The sequence below is a fragment of the Halomonas sp. WWR20 genome (assembly GCF_054602495.1).
In genome coordinates, this window is record NZ_JBTRHR010000004.1 from 273,784 (window position 1) to 290,224 (window position 16,441).

Here is a 16,441-nt window from a genome sequence, read left to right on the forward strand (position 1 = left end):
GCTGTTCGTTCATACGTCCGCGACGAGCCGGGCGATGGCCCGTTCGAGCCGCGCCATCCCCTCGGCAATGTCTGCTTCCGGAATTACCAGCGACGGCGCCATGCGCAGTACGTTAGGCCCGGCGACCAACGCCATCAGCCCCTCTTCCACGGCCAGCGGCAGGATGTCGCGCGCACGGTCGGTATATTGCTCGTGCATTTCAGCGCCGATCAAAAGCCCCATGCCGCGTATTTCCTTGAATACGCCATGCTGCCGGTTGATCGCCTCGAGATGTTCCCTGAACAGGGCATGACGCTGGCGTACCCCCTCGAGCACCTCGGGTGTATCGATGGTTTCCAACGCCGCTAGCGCCACCGCCGAAGCCAAGGCATTGCCACCGTAGGTGGAACCATGGGTGCCGACCGCCAGCGCCGGTGCGATACGGTCGGTGGTGAGCATTGCGCCCACCGGGAAACCGCCGCCCAGCCCCTTGGCACTGGTCAGAATGTCCGGGGTCACGCCGTAATGCATGTAGGCATAGAGATAGCCGCTGCGGCCGACACCGGACTGCACCTCATCGAAGATCAGTAGCGCATCATGCGTGTCGCATAATTCACGCAATCCCTCGAGGAATGCCGGATGGGCGGGCACGATGCCGCTTTCGCCCTGCATCGGCTCGACGATCACCGCGCAGGTGTCGGCATCGATCAGTTCGCGCACGCTGTCGAGGTTGTTGAATTCGCCGTGCACGATGCCGCCCGGTACCGGGCCGAATCCCTGGGAATACTTGGGCTGACCGCCAACGCTGACCGTGAACAGCGTACGTCCATGAAACGCCTGACGAAAAGAAATGATCTTGTGCTTGCGTTCGCCATGGGTGTCATGCGCCCAGCGCCGCGCCAGTTTTAGTGCTGCCTCGTTGGCCTCGCCCCCCGAGGAGCATAGATACACCTTGTCGGCGAAGGTGCGCTCGACCAATGCCTTCGCCAGGGCCAGGGCCGGCTCGTTGGTATACACGTTGGAGAGGTGCCAGAGCTTGTCGGCCTGATGCTTGAGCGCCTCGACCAGCACCGGATGGCAATGCCCCAGGGAGTTGACGGCGATTCCCCCGGCAAAATCGATGTACTCGCGGCCGTCCTGATCCCACAAGCGGCTGCCCTCGCCGCGCACGGGAATGGTTTTCTGCGGTGCGTAGTTGGGCACCATGTAACGATCGAAATCCTCGCGAGTCGGGGACGGGGCCATGTTGTTTTTCCCTCCGAATGAATAGATGACCCTTCGAGTATAGGGATGCCGCTGCGCCAAGTCTTTCAGCGATGGGACGGTGAATTATGAAAACGGTTGGGTCGCGCCTGGAATTTCGGCGCATCGACACGGTACGCACCGGATAATTGCGCTCAGTTGTCACGAACTTCATCGTTAAATCGCGAATAGCCGTTACACTGCTCGAAGAAGCTCGCCGGGAGCCGCCGCCATGTTCAATACCACCGCCTGGAATCGCCTGCGCTACACCCTTTATGCACCGGTCTACGACCTGGTTGCAGATCGCATATTCCGCCGGCCGCGGCGTCTGGCACTTGATCAGGTGGGGTGGGCCTCGGGGCAATGCGTGCTGATCGTCGGCGCCGGAACCGGCCTTGACCTGCCCTATCTGCCGCGCGACGTGGAAATCCAGGCAACCGACCTGTCGTCGGCGATGGTGCAACGCACGGCGGCGCGTGCCGAGCGGCTCGGGCAGGACGTCACCGCGCGGGTCATGGATGCCGAACGGCTCGACTATCCCGATGGCCATTTCGACGTGGTGATCATGCATCTGATTCTGGCAGTCATGCCCGACCCCGAGGCGGGCCTGCGCGAAGCCTACCGGGTGCTGGCACCGGGAGGACAGCTATGCGTAATGGACAAGTTCCAGCCGGACGGATGCGCCGCCGGCACCGGACGGCGCCTGCTCAATCTGCTGACCAGTCTTATCGCCACTGACATCACCCGCCAGGCCGGCCCGCTGCTCTCGCAAGCGGGATTTCGCATCGAATGCGATACGCCGGTGCTCATGGGATCGGTATTTCGGGCGCTACTGGCCTGCAAGCCCTGAAGATGCAATAAGCGCGAGGCCGCACGAATCCCGCTAAAGCGCCTTGCTCAGCCTGACGCGTTGCAGGCGCTCGCCAAAACGCTCGACCCACTCTTCGCCGTGGCGCTCCCAGCCGCGCGCTTCCAGCCCCGGCGCCAGCACCAGGCTCGCCTCGATGGTCAGATGCGTCACTCCGCGTTCACGCATCCCTTGCTCGGCATAACCCAGCAGACGCGAGCCGATACCGCGTCGCGTGAGTGATGGCCAGACGTAAAGCGTTTCGATGCGGGAATGGGGGAGATCAAGCTCACAAAACCCCACGCAGCGTCCATCGCAAGCGGCGATCAGCGTCGAATAGAGCACCTGGCGCGCAGCCCAGGCTTCGGCCTCGCGGGGCAAAGCCTCGGCCCAGGCCTGACGCTGGGCCAGACTGTAATGACGACTCGCACCCTGCATCACCGCGTGGTGAAACACCTCGGCCTGATCCGCCCCGTCACGCGGCAGCGCGGCACGAAAAATCACACGTTCAAGCATCGCTCATGTTGTCCTCGTAAAAGCAACGCCCCGCGGCAACCGTCGCACCTCATGCCGCCGCTTCCGCCATCAATGCCTCGAAGCGCGGAAAGCGCGAGGCGATGGGGCTGTCGGTCATGTTCACGACCCAGCCTTGGGTATCGGTAAACATGCGGATATAGGTGAAATCGGGATTCGGGCCCATATCGAACCAGCGCGGCGTGTTGGCCGGCACCGTCATGAGATCTCCCTGAGTACAGCCGATGACGTAGACCCGGCTGTCCATGTGCAGATAGAAGATGCCCTCGCCCCGCACGAAGAAACGCGCCTCATCTTCGCCGTGGCGATGTTCTTCGAGAAACTCCTGGCGCAGCGCGTCCTTGTCGGGATGATCGGGGGTCAGACGGATGACAGCGGCCACGGCGAAGCCGGATTCCGCCTGCAGACGCGCCACGCCATCGGCGTAGGCGGCAAGTACGGTTTCCTGATCGGCGTCCGGCGCCAATGCTACATCCGTGTCCCAGCGCTCGAAATGCACGCCATGAGCGGCCAGTTCGGCGGCGATGCGCTCGCCATCGTACGTCGAGAGCAGCGGCTGTTCGCCGTCGGCCTCGTGATAGACATGCAGGAAACTCATGACAGATCTCTCCTTAGATCCAGTTCACACTCGAACGGAAAAGCCAACGCCTTCACATGGCGCGGTCAGGCATTCATACCACAGGCTCCTGTATAGAAGCCACGGTCGTAGATCCGGTAGGCGTGGTACGCCGTCCACGGCATAATGCCGCTCATGAACGTAACGTATCCCCCTGGCTTTCCGGACACCCTGAGTCTCACGCCCATCGGGCGCATCGAAAGCGACTATCCCGACAAGTTCGGTATTCCCCGCCAGCCCGGCCTGGCGCCGGCCGCCCGAGGCGTGCTGCATCTGCTGGCGCCATATGACGATCCCCTCAGCGTGCGCGGCCTGGAAGCCTTCAGTCATCTGTGGCTGACTTTTGTATTTCACGCCAGCCCCGAGCGCTGGACACCGCTGGTACGTCCGCCACGCCTGGGCGGCAATGCCAAGGTCGGGGTATTCGCCACACGCAGCACGCACCGCCCCAACCGTCTGGGATTGTCGCTGGTGGAACTGGTGGACATCGATACGCAATATGGCGTCAAGCTTCATTTGCGCGGCCACGACCTGCTCGACGGGACACCGGTGCTGGACATCAAGCCTTACCTGCCCTGGGCGGAATCGCGGCCCGAGGCGCGCGCCGGCTTCGCTCCCGAGGCGCCACCTCGACGTGCGGTACGCTTCACGCCCCAGGCCGAGGCGACACTCGACCGCCGCCGTGACGGCGCTTCGCTGCGCGAGTTGATCACGCAGGTCCTGGCCCAGGACCCGCGCCCGGCTTATCGCTCAGGGGCCGAGCCACGCCGTTATGGCGTCCCCCTGCGCGATGTCGATGTGGGTTTTCGGGCTTGCGACGACAGTCATGGCGGGATCGTCATGGAAGTCATCGAGATCGTGCCGCTCTGAAGCGGGCCATCAATGCGAGGAAGGGCGAAAAGAGGGCAATCGCCATGCCCTCTCTTCAAATCGCCATAGGGTAGATGGGTAACCGAGCAGCGGCCTGCATGACAACACTTAAAATGCGCTGCCGCCAAGGCAAAACACTCCGTGATTTATCCGATGTGTAAACGGCTCAGCCGAAATCGATGCCGATACGGCGTCCGACTTCCTCGTAGGCCTCGATCACCCCGCCCAGCCCCTGGCGGAAGCGGTCCTTGTCCATCTTCTCGCGGGTCTTGGCATCCCATAGCCGGCAGCCGTCCGGCGAGAACTCATCGCCCAATACGATCTCGTCGTCGAAGATGCCGAATTCGAGCTTGTAGTCGACCAGCAGCATGCCACCGTCGAGAAACAGCTGCTTGAGCACGTCGTTGACCTGGAAAGTCAGCGTCTTCATACGTGCCAGCTGTTCGGGTGTCGCCCAGCCGAAGGTTTCGGCCAGCGACTCGTTGATCATCGGATCGCCCTTTTCGTCGTTCTTGAGGAACAGTTCGAAGGTCGGCGGCGTCAGCTCAAGGCCCTCTTCCACCCCCAGACGACGCACCAGCCCGCCGGCGGCAAGATTACGCACCACGCACTCCACGGGAATCATGTCGAGCTTCTTGACCACGCATTCGTTATCGGAGATCAACGACTCGAAATGAGTGGGGATCCCGGCGGCCTGCAACTTGCCCATGACAAAGGCATTGAATTTGTTGTTGACCATGCCCTTACGTGCCAGTGCTTCCTTCTTCTTGCCATCGAAGGCGCTGGTGTCATCGCGAAAATGCAGAATCAATCGCTGCGGGTCGTCGGTGCGGTAGACCGATTTGGCCTTGCCCGCGTACAGCTCGTCACGTTTTTCCATGGGACTCTCCACAACGGCCCTCACTGAATCGATGATCGCCCAGCCGAAGCTGCGCGCGGAATGTCTCTGCGTTGATACTTCAATACAGCCATTAACTTGTCGGCTTACCCAGGCTATGCGATCAGTTGCCAGTCGACACCGTCATCCTGCGCCGCCACCCTCAGCCGCGTTTCGTCGCCATCGAGCAGGGGCACGAGAGCTTCCAGTACCAACTCGGGGCGATTGTTCTGCTCCGAGAGATGCGAACAGACGATCCGCTGCAAACGGTCCAGCCCCAGCCGAGTCAGCAGTTGCGCGGCCTGCGCATTGGCCAGATGCCCCCACTTGCCGCTCACCCTTCGCTTGAGATGCGGTGGATAGCGCCCCTCTGCCAGCATACGCACGTCATGGTTGCACTCCAGCGTCAGTGCATCGCAACCACGATAGGCTTCGATCACGTGATCACTGGCGTAACCCAGGTCCGTGAGCACGCCGAGACGGCGGCCATGTGCGGCAAAGCAGAATTGGACGGGCTCACGGGCATCGTGGGGCACGGTGATCGGATCGATGGTCAGCCCTTTGATGGCGAAGCGCGACTGCGGCGTGATCAGATGGCGACGCGGTACCTCGCCAAGACGCTTCGATAGCCAAGTTCCGGCGCTGAGATATACCGGCACGTCGTGCCGACGCGCCAGTGCCCCTACCCCACTGATATGATCGCCGTGCTCATGACTGATCAGTACGGCATCAAGTTGGCGAGGATGCACACCGAGCCGGGCCAGGCGCCGCTCGGCTTCGCGCAGGCCGAAGCCGCAGTCGACCAGCACGTAAGCCTGACCATCGCTGACCAGGGTCCCGTTGCCCTTGCTGCCGCTGCCTAGCGAGGCGAACTGCAGCGCCCCTGAGAATCGGTCGTTTGCGCTCATCGGTCTGATCAACGCAGCGTCGAGGCCACGCTATCCAGCAACTCACGCGACTCGCTCGCAGACACCGGCTCGCCGTCACTCCCCGTCACCCGCACTGCGGTCATGTTCTGATCACTGGCGGTGACCTGCAGTCGGTACTGCCTGGGCTCGGCATCGCCGCCAAACAGCGAACCGAAGAAGCCACTGTCGCGCGCCGCATGCGGCACATACTCGACGAGGAACTCTCCTGCACTACGGTTCTGATCAACCAACCGCTGGTAGTCGTCCTGGAAGGTATTTTCCAACTGATAGTACAGCTCGGACCAGGCGCGTTCGAAATCCAGCGCCACCTTCAACTGCCACTGGCCATTATCGTTTTCCAACCGCACGCGATCATTGCGGGACAGGGTCTGCGCGGCAAGCGAAACACCGCTTTCGGCTTCGCCGTTGGCCGTCAGATACCCCTTGAGGGCGTTCAGGCATTGGGTGGCGGGTTCATTGGCGGTCTCGCAGCGAACCTCACTGCTTTCCGAGCGCAGACCCTGTTTGACGTTAAGCACGCCCTGTGCAGTCTCGATGCGCCCGCTTGCGGGGTCGAGGCTGGTGACCTGCATGCCATGGTCGCTGACGAAGCGCTGCAGCCGCGGCCACACCCGCCCCGGCGCGGCATTGACCAATAACCACTGCTCACCGCCGGCTTCACGCAACTCGGCGAACGCCTGGTCCACTTCCCGACGCGTAGCGAGCGGCTGGGGACGTGGCACGTCGAAATCTTCGGAAGCCATGAAGTCGTTATTCGCCTCGGGGACCGGCATGGCATCCTGGTAACGGGTCGAGTCCTGCGCATCGGGTAGCTGCAGCGGCTCGACCATCTCGGCTTGGGTATATTCGGCGTTGCGGTCATAGTAATAGCCGGAACGGCCGCAACCGCCAAGCGCCAGGGAGATCCCGACGATCAGCGGCATCCATTTGAAGACGGGATTCATGCATCCACCTTTTTAAACATCCAGGGACAACTCACACGCAACGGGGCATCCCCGAATCAGCCGTCGATCACGCCGGCCAACTGCAGCGCCTCGCCGACCGTGGCGTGGTACTTTTCGGACAGCCAGGTCATCGGCAGACGGATGCCTTCATCGGCATAGCCCATCCGGTGCAGCGCCCATTTGACGGGAATCGGATTGGCTTCGACACCCAGCGAGGCATGCAGCGGCAGCAATCGGGCATTGATCTGATGAGCCTTTTCGTAATTGCCAGCGATGGCCGCCACGCATAGCTCGTGCATGGCGCGCGGCGCGACATTGGCGGTGACGGAGATGTCGCCATGCCCGCCCATCAGCATGAAGTCGCAGGCGGTGCCATCGTCGCCGGAATAGAGCGCGAAATCGCTGCCCTTGAGACGCTCGATCAACTCTTCGGCGCGCTCCAGATTGCCGGTGGCATCCTTGAGTCCGACGATGTTGTCGACCTCGGCGAGACGCAGCACGGTCTCGTTATAGATATCCGAGCAGGTGCGTCCCGGCACGTTATACAGGATCACCGGAAGATCGCTGGTTTCGGCAATCGCCTTGAAATGCTGGAACAGGCCTTCCTGGGTGGGCCGGTTGTAATAAGGTGCCACCGTCAGACAATAGTCGGCGCCGACTTCCTTGGCGTAACGCGTCAGCTCGACCGCTTCGGTGGTGTTGTTGGAGCCGGTGCCGGCAATCACCGGAATACGCCCGTTGACCTCCTCGACGATGGTACGAATCACGTCGAAGTGCTCGGCAAAGGACATGGTGGTGGGTTCGCCAGTGGTGCCCGCCGCCACGATAGCGTCGGTGCCGTTCTCGAGGTGGAAGTTCACCAGGCGACGCAGCGCCTCCCAGTCGATCTCGCCACTGACCTTCATCGGGGTCGCCAGCGCGACGATACTGCCTGTGATCATCCTACGGTACTCTCCTGTAAGCCGGACCGGTAAAGCGGGCCGTTGAAACGAGTGGGATCAAGAGAACGCAACGTTATGCTGGACTCCCAGCTGACGCAAGCCTGCCCGATGCAGCGGAGTCACGGGCCACCTGCGATGCCACAGGTAGATGGTACTCAGGCTGTCACAGCGTGTACAGCAGTCGCCGCATCGTAAACACAGATCGAAACCTTTACGCCATCCACATGCACGATAACGGCTCATCAAAAGATCCTAAATACCCAGCACGGGCCACCGTTAGCGAGTGTGACTTTACAGCGGCGTGCGGCTTGCGTGTAATCGCGGGACTTTTCATCCATTGCCCAGGAGTATGCCATGAGCGTCAGCATCGGCCAGCGCGTTCCCGATTTCACCGCCCAAGCGACCAGCGACACTACCGTCACGCTATCCGACTACCGGGGTCGACGGGTCGTGCTCTACTTCTATCCTAAGGACAGCACTCCGGGCTGCACCACCGAAGGCGGCGACTTTCGCGATCATAAAGAAGCATTCGACGCGATCGACACGGTGGTTTTCGGTGTCTCCCGCGACGGGCTACGTGCACATGAGAACTTCAAGGCCAAGCAGGGTTTCAACTTCGAGCTGATTTCCGACAAGGACGAGGCGCTGTGCCGGCTTTTCGATGTGATCAAGCTCAAGAAATTATACGGCAAGGAGCATCTGGGCATCGAACGTAGCACCTTCCTCATCGACAGTGACGGCACGTTGGCCGCTGAATGGCGCAAGGTCAAGGTCGCGGGCCACGTCGAAGAGGTACTCGCAGCCGCCCGCGAACTTCACTCCCATCGCCAGGCGCAATAGTCACTCTTCGACGGCCTGGGGCAGACGTGCCTGGCTGCGTACGCTGCGCGGCCAGGCCTGGGTCAGGGCCTTGAGCAGCGTGGCCAGCGGAATGGCGAAGAACACGCCCCAGAACCCCCATATCCCACCGAAGAACAGCACTGCCAGAATGATCGACACCGGATGCAGATTGACGGCTTCCGAAAACAGGATCGGCACCAGCACATTGCCGTCCAGTGCCTGTAACACGCCATAGGCGATCAGCACGTAGAGGAACTGATCGCTGATGCCGAAATAGAAGCCGGCGACCGCGGCGACTGGCAGCGTGGCCACCGCCGCGCCAATGTACGGCACCAGTACCGACAACCCCACCACCAGGCCTAGCAGCGCCGAGTATGGCAACCCGAAAAACCAGAACGTGACGAATGCGGCGCTGCCGACGATGGAGATCTCGATCACCTTGCCGCGGACGTAATTGGCGATCTGATCATCCATTTCGTTCCAGATCCGCGTCATCAGGCTGCGCTTCCTGGGCAGTATGGAGAGCAGGAAACCGGTCAGTGGCTCGCGGTCCTTGAGCAGAAAGAACACCAGGATCGGCACCAACACCAGATAAACGATGAGGTCCATCAGCGTCCCCAGCGACGCCAGCGACAAGGTCAGGGCACGCTGGGTCATCTGGGTCGCCTGGCGCCCGGCGGTCTCGATCCAGCTCTGCACCTGATCCGGCGTAATCAGCGTGGGATAGCGCGCCTGAAGTTCATCGAGCCAGTGTTGAACGCTGGCGAACATCTGCGGCGCTTCCTGCACCAGCTCCACCGTCTGGTTCCACACCAGCGGCATCACCACCAGCGCCAACGCCAGCAAGGTGCCGAGAAAGACCAGAAATACCAGCAGCACCGACGGTAGTCGCGGCAGCCCCAGACGCTCCAGCCAACTCACCACGCCCTGCAACAGAAAGGCCAGCACCAGCGCGGTAAAGAACGGCGCCAGCATGCTGCCCAGCCAGATGACCGCTGCAAACCCCAGGACCAGCACCACCAGCAGGACAACCGCTTCCTCGTCGGAGAAATAACGGTTTACCCAGCCTTCCAGCAAGGCTTTCATGGTCATGCGCACGATCCTCGCACTCCTTTACGGAGCCAATAGTGATAAATACCTTCTCGCTCCTCGCGGAACTCCAGAACATGCGGACTTTGGGCGGCGAAGCTCTCGAAGTCACGCCAGGAGCCGGCATCCGTCGACCGGACCTCCAGCAGGGCATCCTCGGCCAGGCCCGCCAACGCCTGCTTGGCCTTGAGCAGCGGGAGTGGGCACGGCAGGCCGCAGGTATCCAGAATGTGGTCAGGTTGGCGTGCCATGCGAGCTCCGATAGTTGAAAACGCCACGATTTAAAGGCACTTTGCCAGTCAGTTCAATGTCAGAGACAAGACCTGGTATTCGAGCCCCAGCCAATGCCGGCATAACGGCTCGTAACAGCCCGGGTTTGCTATGCCTGACGAGGAAATCATGCCACGCTCCTGGAAGACGTTTGCGATTGCCGGCCTGCTGATGGCCGCCGCCACTCCCGCGCTGCACGCCGCTGACGACTATGGCCTGCCCGACCTGGGCAGTACCGGCGTGAGCGTCACCAGCAATGACGAATATCGCCTGGGCCGCACCTGGCTACGCCAGTTCCGCGCCCAGACTCAAGAATGGCAGGATCCCATCGCTCAGGATTATGTTCGGTCTATCCTTCGCCAACTGCTGCCCTACTACGATATCCACGACCCCCTGGTCATCACGCTGGTCGACAGTCGGCTGCTGAATGCCTTTGCCGTTCCCGGTGGCGTGGTAGGCGTCAATTCCGGCCTGTTCGCCTTCGCCTCGGACCGTGACGCCTTCGCCTCGGTGCTCGCCCATGAGCTGGGTCACCTCGAGCAGCGCCATTATGCACGTCGCATGGAACGGGTCGAGGAAACGCAGCTGCCGACCATGGCCGCCATGCTTGCGGGTATGGTCATTGCCGCAGGTGGGGGAGGCAACGCTGGCCTGGCGGCCATGATGGGGACCCAGGCCGCTTTCATCCAGGACCAGTTGGCCTATTCGCGTCGTTTCGAGCAGGAAGCCGATCGCGTCGGCTTGCAGGCCATGGCCAACGCGGGATTCGATCCTGAAGCCATGCCCCGTATGTTCCGCGCCCTGCAGCGTCTGTCCAGTCTGCAGGGCGGCAACCCACCGGAATTCCTGCTGACCCACCCGGTCACCGAATCGCGGATCAGCGACACTCAGGCGCGAGCCGATCAACTCAGCGCCGGGCAGCACGACGCCGACGCACCCACGGTATATGCCATGGTCCGCGCCCGCGCACTGCTCGAGCATAACAGGGACACTCCCGAGCAGGCTATGGTTCGGCTCCGTCAGGATGACCCACCCGAACAGGCGGTCCGTTATCTTCAGGCATTGATCGCTGCCCAACGGGGGCGGACGGATTCCGCCCTGTCCCGGCTCGATACCCTGGCCGACGAACTTCCCGATCTGTCGATGATCCTCGCCAGCGCCGCCGAGATTGCCTATGCGGCCGGGCGTCGCGAAGAGGCTCTGCAGCGTGCCGAGCGTATCCTGCGTCTCTCGCCCCACTATTATCCTGCCCAGCGCATACGCGCCGAGGCGCTACTGCAAAGTGCGCCCGCCCAGGCCTTCGATGTGCTGCGGGGGATGAGCGAGCAGTACCCTGAAGACCCCCAGGTCTTTGCCCTGCTCGCCGAAGCTGCCGGGCGCAGCGATCACGAAGCCTGGGGGCATCTTGCCCGTGGCGAGCAACTCCAGCTCACCGGACGTATCGAGCGCGCCATTCGCCAGTTGGAAGTCGCCGAGAAGGTCGCCAAACAGGAGGGGGATTTCGCCATGGCCAGTCGGGTTCAGAAACGCCGCGAAGACTACCTGGGCTACCGCGAGGCGCTGCGGCAGTTTTGATCCCATACGCGAGCTTCATGTGCGAGACCGGGGCTTGCCCTCTACTTGCCGAAATTCAGCATCCGCTCCAGCGGCTTGAGCGCCCGGGTGCGCAAGGCATCGTCGACGAAGATCTCGCCTCCCCCCTCGCGCAATGCACCCGCCAGATTGTCCAGGGCGTTCATCGCCATCCATGGACAGTGTGCGCAGCTCTTGCACGTGGCGCCGTTACCCGCGGTGGGTGCCTCGAACAGCAGCTTGTCAGGCACCGCTTGCTGCATCTTGAAGAAGATACCGCGATCGGTGGCGACGATCAGCTGCTGCTGGGGCAACTCGCGAGCGGCCTTGATCAACTGCGAGGTGGAACCGGCCACGTCGGCGAGCTCGACCACCGTTCGCGGGGCTTCAGGATGTACCAGCACCGCCGCATCGGGATACAGCTTCTTGAGATCCTGGATGCCCTTGGCCTTGAACTCCTCGTGAACGATGCAGGCCCCGTCCCACAACAGCATGTCGGCGCCGGTCCGCTGCTGGATATAGCTCCCCAGGTGCTTGTCAGGCGCCCATAGGATCTTCTCGCCGCGAGCCTGCAGGTGTTCGATTACCTCCACCGCGATGGAAGAGGTGACCACCCAGTCGGCGCGGGCCTTCACCGCCGCCGAGGTGTTGGCATAGACCACCACGGTACGCTCGGGATGCTGGTCGCAGAAGGCACTGAATGCCTCGGCCGGGCAGCCGATGTCGAGCGAACAGGTCGCCTCCAGCGTCGGCATCAGCACACGCTTCTCCGGGGACAGAATCTTGGCCGTCTCGCCCATGAAGCGCACTCCGGCCACCACCAGCGTGGAGGCGGGATGGCGTGCGCCGAAGCGGGCCATTTCCAAAGAATCCGCCACACAACCGCCGGTCTCTTCGGCGAGTTGCTGGATGGCATCGTCAGTATAGTAATGGGCAACGAGCACGGCATTGCGCTCGACCAGCAAACGCTTGATTTCGTCGATGCGCGCTTCGTCCTCGGCAGGAATCCGCGTCGGGCAGTAGGCGCGGGCCAGGTGCTCTTGCACCAGGGCTTGAGGTGTCGTCATGATCGTCATCGTGTCTACCACTGTGACTGGCAGGGGCTCCCCCTGCATTTTTCAGGTACGCCTCCGCCCCGATCGCTTCGGTGGGAGACGCTCCACTCTCCATGGTACTGCGCCCCACCCCTGACGCCCAGCCCCTATGCCACTAAAGCCCGAGACCCCTCACCACGATCGGCCACTCTCCGACAAACGAAAACGCCCCCGCATCCTAGGATGCGGGGGCGGTATCTGGTGGGTCGTGTAGGATTCGAACCTACGACCAATTGGTTAAAAGCCAACTGCTCTACCAACTGAGCTAACGACCCGCAATCTGCCCAAGCCTGATGAAAAGCCCATGACAGTCACGGCGGCGGTATGGTGGGTCGTGTAGGATTCGAACCTACGACCAATTGGTTAAAAGCCAACTGCTCTACCAACTGAGCTAACGACCCGCCGCAGCCATCGGGATCTCCCACCCTTCGCATCGAACTCAGCGAAGCATTCCTCGCGTCGAGGATAAGTGGTGGGTCGTGTAGGATTCGAACCTACGACCAATTGGTTAAAAGCCAACTGCTCTACCAACTGAGCTAACGACCCTCCCGATAGGGCGCACATATTACTGATAACGTTCGGATGTGACAAGCATTTTTTCAACGGCGCAGCGCTGGGACTGCTGCGCCTTGACGCACGGGTAGAATCAGCGCGGACGACGCGGCGTACGCGGCTTCTTCAACGCAGTCACCGGACGACGCTTATGCTTGTCGCGGCTCCAGCGATTCTTCTCGTCGGGGGTCAGATCCGGGACCTTGCGCTTCTCCAACTCGGCCAGGGTCGAGAGTTCATCGATCTCGTCCTGAGTCAGCTCCACCCACTCGCCGGCCTTGGCACGCTTGTCGATGAAGATATTGCCATAGCGCACGCGCTTGAGGCGGCTCACGGTCAGCCCCTGCGACTCCCAGAGACGACGTACCTCGCGGTTGCGCCCTTCCATGATGACTACGTGAAACCAGGTATTGATGCCCTCGCCGCCGAACTCCTGCACGTCGGTGAAACGCGCCGGGCCGTCGTCGAGCATGACCCCCTCGACCATGTTGACGACCTGCTCACGACGCACCTCGCCCATTACGCGCACCGCATATTCGCGCTCGACCTGGGTGGAGGGGTGCATCAGGCGATTGGCCAGCTCGCCATCGGTGGTAAACAGCAGGAGACCACTGGTATTGATGTCCAGGCGCCCGATGGCGATCCAGCGCTCTCCCTTGAGACGCGGCAGACGCTCGAAAACCGTACGCCGGCCTTCGGGATCCTTGCGCGTGCACAACTCCCCCTCGGGCTTGTTGTACATGATGACCCGGCGCGGCGTCTCTTCGCTGGAGCGCAGGTTGACCGGCCGGTCGTCGAAGGTGACCCGGTCGCGCATCTCGATGCGGTCGCCAAGGCTTGCCACCTTGCCGTTGACCTTGATGCGTCCGGCACTGATGGCGGTTTCCATCTCCCGGCGCGAGCCCAGCCCGGCGCGGGCCAATACCTTCTGCAGTTTTTCGGTGTTAGTCGTGTTCATGACTCGGACGTATTCTCGTCAGATGAATGTGCCGTATCCATCGGCTCGTCGCCCGGCTCCGAGGAAGCCTCCTCGTGGCGGGCGGTCTGCTGACGGGCACGTTCGGCCAAGCGGGCTTCGAGATCGGCGAAGCTCAGTCCCGGCCGGTCGGACGCCATCCCGGCGTGTGAATCCACGTCGGCCATCCCGGCCGTCGTGTCGCTTGCCGGCCCCTCGGCGGGGCCGCCTTCAGTTTCGCTCTCGGCCGCCTGATCCCGCAGAGCGTGCGCAGGCTCAGGGAGGCTCTCTTCGAATTGGGCTTCGAGTGTCTCGAAGGATTTAAGTTCATGCATCGGTGGCAATGCGTCGAGCGTCTTGAGCCCGAAATCGTCGAGAAACTGCCGGGTGGTCGCATATACCGCCGGCCGACCGGGCACGTCGCGATGACCGACCACCCGAATCCAGCCGCGCTCGCCCAAGGTACGCATGATCGAACTGCTTACCGCCACGCCGCGCACCTCTTCGATGTCGCCGCGGGTCACCGGCTGGCGATAGGCAATCAATGCCAGGGTTTCGAGCAGCGCCCGCGAATAGCGTTGCGGGCGTTCGTCCCACAACCGCGACACCCACGGCGACAACCGCTGACGAATGCGAAGCTGGTAGCCCGATGCCGACTCGAGCAGTTCCAGCGCGGTGCCCGCAAGCCGCGTCTCGAGTACGCTCAGCGCCTCGCGAAGCTCGCGCCGGGATGGGCAGGCATCCTCGGTGAACAGCGTCTCCAGCCGCTCCAGCGTCAATGGTTCGCCCGCCGCCAGCAGCGCCGCTTCGAGTATCTCGTCCAGACCTGCGTCGCGCTCGCTCATCAAGGATCTTCACTCTGCATTGACACCGGCTCGTCGCTCTGCGCGTCGGAAAAGGCGCTCTCGCCCGCGTTCTCGTCATCTTCCGCGAACGCTTCGTCCGTATCGCCTGGAGCAGCCGTGCGTGCGCGCACATGGATCGGCGAAAGCGGCGCGTTCTGCACGATTTCGATCATCGCCTCCTTGGCCAGCTCGAGAATCGCCATGAAGGTCACGATCACCCCGGCGCGCCCCTCCTCGAGCGAGAACAACGCTTCGAAAGGCGTGAAGCGCTCGGCGTCGAGGCGTTCCATGATTCTCAACATCCGTTCGCGGGTCGACAGCACCTCGCGGCTGATCTGGTGCGATTGCGTCAGCTCGGCGCGGCGCAGAATACCCGAAATCGCCCGCAACAGCTCGTCGAGTTCGACATCGGGATGCACCACCCGCAACTCGAGCCGGGGCAATCCGGCCTGAGCAGGAAACCAGTCACGCCCCAGACGCGGCAGGCCATCGAGTCCTTCGGCGGCGAGCTTCAACTGCTCATACTCCTGCAGCCGGCGGATCAGCTCGGCACGCGGGTCCGCCTCATCGTCTTCGGGATCGCCCTTGGGCGGGCGCGGCAGCAGCGAGCGCGACTTGATCTCGGCGAGCATGGCCGCCATCAGCAGATACTCACCGGCCAGGTCGATCTCCAACGCCTTCATCAGCTCGACGTATTCAATGTACTGATGGGTAATCGCCGCCACGTCGATGGAAAGGATATCGAGATTCTGGCGCCGGATCAGGTAGAGCAACAAGTCGAGCGGGCCCTCGAAGGTTTCGAGAAAGACGCGCAGCGCTTCCGGCGGGATGTAGAGATCCTCCGGAAACTCGGTGATCGGCTGGTCGTGCAGGCGCGCCAGCACCGTCGCCGTGGACAGCACGGCGTTCTGCTCGGGCGACTCGGCGATGTCGAACGTCTCGCTCATCGGATGACCTACAGTGCGATGACCCGGCGGGGCACGCCGGATTCACGGGAAGCAAAACGCGCAGTTTACCAAGCAAACCCCAGGCACTGAATGCACCGACGGCCGAAAATGCCAGCGACATGCATGCCGCTGGCATCCGGACCTCTCGTTCCAGGGGCGATGCCAGGGCCTGTACATTTCGGCACGAACTGCGCTACCGCGCACAATCACGGGCAGCGGCGCAATCGTGCATGAAACGTCAGCAGACCCTACGTTCTATCTGAAAAATTTACGGACAACGCTCGGGGCGCGCGCGTAGGCAAGGCAGAATTCAGCGATAAACGGACTGGGCCCGCATTTCGGGCTTCCATGGTGTAATGAGCATTTAGCCGGCAGCTTGCCTGGGCAGGACAGCACAACGGGTAGTTTTCCTTTTCGCAATAATTATTGTCCCTTGGCCACAAAAACCTAAAGCAAAGTCCATGTAAGCTAATCATCTCCGGCCAAGCCCGGCTCGTC

At 62.1% G+C, this 16,441-nt stretch carries 17 protein-coding genes and 3 tRNA genes; 4 read left to right on the forward strand and 16 right to left on the reverse strand.

The window, feature by feature from the left end; all coding sequences use genetic code 11:
* Window positions 1-9: 9 nt before the first annotated feature.
* Window positions 10-1,224, reverse strand: coding sequence for an aspartate aminotransferase family protein (locus tag ACW4DH_RS09750; protein WP_459636201.1), 1,215 nt, complete (start codon window positions 1,222-1,224; stop codon window positions 10-12).
* Window positions 1,225-1,453: 229 nt separating this feature from the next.
* Here ACW4DH_RS09750 and ACW4DH_RS09755 point away from each other — a divergent pair, with 229 nt between their 5' ends.
* Window positions 1,454-2,071, forward strand: a complete 618-nt coding sequence (locus ACW4DH_RS09755) for a class I SAM-dependent methyltransferase (protein ID WP_459636202.1) — start codon at window positions 1,454-1,456, stop codon at window positions 2,069-2,071.
* Window positions 2,072-2,104: 33 nt separating this feature from the next.
* Here the strand turns inward: ACW4DH_RS09755 and ACW4DH_RS09760 are convergent, their stop codons facing one another.
* Together ACW4DH_RS09760 and ACW4DH_RS09765 are read right to left on the reverse strand one after the other, a co-directional pair.
* On the reverse strand, window positions 2,105-2,584 hold the full coding sequence (locus ACW4DH_RS09760) for a GNAT family N-acetyltransferase (RefSeq protein WP_459636203.1): 480 nt from the start codon (window positions 2,582-2,584) through the stop codon (window positions 2,105-2,107).
* A gap of 49 nt (window positions 2,585-2,633) precedes the next feature.
* The gene (locus tag ACW4DH_RS09765; protein WP_459636204.1) at window positions 2,634-3,200 is read right to left on the reverse strand and encodes a 1,2-dihydroxy-3-keto-5-methylthiopentene dioxygenase; all 567 of its coding nucleotides are present in this window, start codon (window positions 3,198-3,200) and stop codon (window positions 2,634-2,636) included.
* Between the two features lie 153 nt (window positions 3,201-3,353).
* On the opposite strand from ACW4DH_RS09765, the gene tsaA reads away from it, so the two are divergent.
* The gene (gene tsaA / locus ACW4DH_RS09770; RefSeq protein WP_459636205.1) at window positions 3,354-4,088 is read left to right on the forward strand and encodes a tRNA (N6-threonylcarbamoyladenosine(37)-N6)-methyltransferase TrmO; all 735 of its coding nucleotides are present in this window, start codon (window positions 3,354-3,356) and stop codon (window positions 4,086-4,088) included.
* 166 nt (window positions 4,089-4,254) lie between these two features.
* Here tsaA and purC read toward each other — a convergent pair whose 3' ends face one another.
* The 4 genes from purC to dapA all read right to left on the reverse strand — a co-directional run bounded on the left by purC (window position 4,255) and on the right by dapA (window position 7,779).
* A complete protein-coding gene (gene purC, locus ACW4DH_RS09775; RefSeq protein WP_459636206.1) occupies window positions 4,255-4,968 on the reverse strand; it encodes a phosphoribosylaminoimidazolesuccinocarboxamide synthase in 714 nt (237 codons plus the stop codon).
* Between the two features lie 113 nt (window positions 4,969-5,081).
* On the reverse strand, window positions 5,082-5,873 hold the full coding sequence (locus ACW4DH_RS09780) for an MBL fold metallo-hydrolase (RefSeq protein ID WP_459636207.1): 792 nt from the start codon (window positions 5,871-5,873) through the stop codon (window positions 5,082-5,084).
* A gap of 8 nt (window positions 5,874-5,881) precedes the next feature.
* Window positions 5,882-6,838: an outer membrane protein assembly factor BamC gene (bamC, locus tag ACW4DH_RS09785; RefSeq protein WP_459636208.1), complete on the reverse strand. Its 957-nt coding sequence runs from the start codon at window positions 6,836-6,838 to the stop codon at window positions 5,882-5,884.
* Window positions 6,839-6,894: 56 nt separating this feature from the next.
* Window positions 6,895-7,779, reverse strand: coding sequence for a 4-hydroxy-tetrahydrodipicolinate synthase (gene dapA, locus ACW4DH_RS09790; protein ID WP_459636209.1), 885 nt, complete (start codon window positions 7,777-7,779; stop codon window positions 6,895-6,897).
* Window positions 7,780-8,133: 354 nt separating this feature from the next.
* On the opposite strand from dapA, the gene ACW4DH_RS09795 reads away from it, so the two are divergent.
* Window positions 8,134-8,619, forward strand: a complete 486-nt coding sequence (locus ACW4DH_RS09795) for a peroxiredoxin (RefSeq protein WP_459636210.1) — start codon at window positions 8,134-8,136, stop codon at window positions 8,617-8,619.
* Here the strand turns inward: ACW4DH_RS09795 and ACW4DH_RS09800 are convergent, their stop codons facing one another.
* The gene (locus ACW4DH_RS09800; protein WP_459636211.1) at window positions 8,620-9,711 is read right to left on the reverse strand and encodes an AI-2E family transporter; all 1,092 of its coding nucleotides are present in this window, start codon (window positions 9,709-9,711) and stop codon (window positions 8,620-8,622) included. It abuts the gene before it with no gap.
* Window positions 9,708-9,959: a sulfurtransferase TusA family protein gene (locus tag ACW4DH_RS09805; protein ID WP_459636212.1), complete on the reverse strand. Its 252-nt coding sequence runs from the start codon at window positions 9,957-9,959 to the stop codon at window positions 9,708-9,710. The genes ACW4DH_RS09800 and ACW4DH_RS09805 overlap by 4 nt, the downstream gene beginning before the upstream one ends.
* Window positions 9,960-10,107: 148 nt before the next feature.
* Here ACW4DH_RS09805 and ACW4DH_RS09810 point away from each other — a divergent pair, with 148 nt between their 5' ends.
* A complete protein-coding gene (locus tag ACW4DH_RS09810) occupies window positions 10,108-11,553 on the forward strand; it encodes a M48 family metalloprotease (RefSeq protein WP_459636213.1) in 1,446 nt (481 codons plus the stop codon).
* Between the two features lie 41 nt (window positions 11,554-11,594).
* Here ACW4DH_RS09810 and nadA read toward each other — a convergent pair whose 3' ends face one another.
* The 7 genes from nadA to ACW4DH_RS09845 all read right to left on the reverse strand — a co-directional run bounded on the left by nadA (window position 11,595) and on the right by ACW4DH_RS09845 (window position 15,943).
* Window positions 11,595-12,626 carry a quinolinate synthase NadA gene (gene nadA / locus ACW4DH_RS09815; RefSeq protein WP_459636214.1) on the reverse strand — a complete coding sequence of 344 codons (1,032 nt, stop codon included), beginning with the start codon at window positions 12,624-12,626 and terminating at the stop codon, window positions 11,595-11,597.
* Window positions 12,627-12,843: 217 nt separating this feature from the next.
* Window positions 12,844-12,919: transfer RNA gene (locus ACW4DH_RS09820), tRNA-Lys, on the reverse strand.
* A gap of 50 nt (window positions 12,920-12,969) precedes the next feature.
* A tRNA-Lys gene (locus ACW4DH_RS09825) sits at window positions 12,970-13,045 on the reverse strand.
* 69 nt (window positions 13,046-13,114) lie between these two features.
* Window positions 13,115-13,190: transfer RNA gene (locus ACW4DH_RS09830), tRNA-Lys, on the reverse strand.
* 100 nt (window positions 13,191-13,290) lie between these two features.
* On the reverse strand, window positions 13,291-14,154 hold the full coding sequence (rluB, locus tag ACW4DH_RS09835) for a 23S rRNA pseudouridine(2605) synthase RluB (RefSeq protein WP_459636215.1): 864 nt from the start codon (window positions 14,152-14,154) through the stop codon (window positions 13,291-13,293).
* Window positions 14,151-14,996: an SMC-Scp complex subunit ScpB gene (gene scpB / locus ACW4DH_RS09840; RefSeq protein WP_459636216.1), complete on the reverse strand. Its 846-nt coding sequence runs from the start codon at window positions 14,994-14,996 to the stop codon at window positions 14,151-14,153. Before scpB ends, rluB begins: the two co-directional genes overlap by 4 nt.
* Complete coding sequence (locus ACW4DH_RS09845; protein ID WP_459636217.1) at window positions 14,996-15,943, reverse strand: segregation and condensation protein A; 948 nt, start codon at window positions 15,941-15,943, stop codon at window positions 14,996-14,998. The genes scpB and ACW4DH_RS09845 overlap by 1 nt, the downstream gene beginning before the upstream one ends.
* Window positions 15,944-16,441: the final 498 nt, after the last annotated feature.